This window comes from Sodalis-like endosymbiont of Proechinophthirus fluctus (assembly GCF_001602625.1).
Lineage (GTDB): Bacteria > Pseudomonadota > Gammaproteobacteria > Enterobacterales > Enterobacteriaceae.
This window is the reverse complement of sequence record NZ_LECR01000041.1, coordinates 3200-3790: the sequence shown is the minus strand read 5'-3', so window position 1 is coordinate 3790 and position 591 is coordinate 3200. Positions and strand designations below refer to the sequence as shown.

The following is a 591-nucleotide window of genomic DNA, read 5'->3' as shown; positions in this document are numbered from 1 at the left end:
TCGCGCCGTTGACGGCATCACCCTACAAGGCGTTGGCGCTGGATGAGCTACTGAGCTTTTATCGCCACCCAGTGCGCTCCTGGTTTGTGCAGCGCCTAGCCGTCTCCTTCCATCAAAAGACCCTTGAACTGGCGGCTGATGAACCTTTTATCATCGACGGTCTGACTCGCTATCAGCTTAATAACCGGCTGGTGAATGCCCTTATCGACGGGCAAAGCGTCGACCGGCTGTTCCGCCTGGTGCGTACCGCCGGCCTGTTGCCTTATGGCGCGTTCGGCGAGCTGTATTGGACCCGGCAGTGCCAGGAGATGACGGTACTCTCTGAGCTAGTGCGGATGTGGCAATTGCCGGAAACGCACAGTCTCGAGGTCTCTTTGACGTTGAACGAGGTGACGCTTTCCGGCTGGCTGTCGCGGGTCCAGGCGAATGGTTTGCTGCGCTGGCGTCCAAGCACGCTGTCGTTTCGAGATATTCTGCTGCTGTGGTTGGAGCACCTAACATATTGTGCCATGGGAGGGGAAGGCGAGAGTAGGATGTTCGGTACAAGCGGCGAGTGTCGTTTCGCGCCGTTGCCCGCTTGTCGGGCGAAAG

General features: G+C 58.5%; 1 pseudogene. It reads left to right on the top strand.

Features of this window, described 5'->3' with window-relative positions:
• Positions 1 to 591: pseudogene (gene recC, locus BG74_RS04775) on the top strand (exodeoxyribonuclease V subunit gamma); the annotation flags it as partial.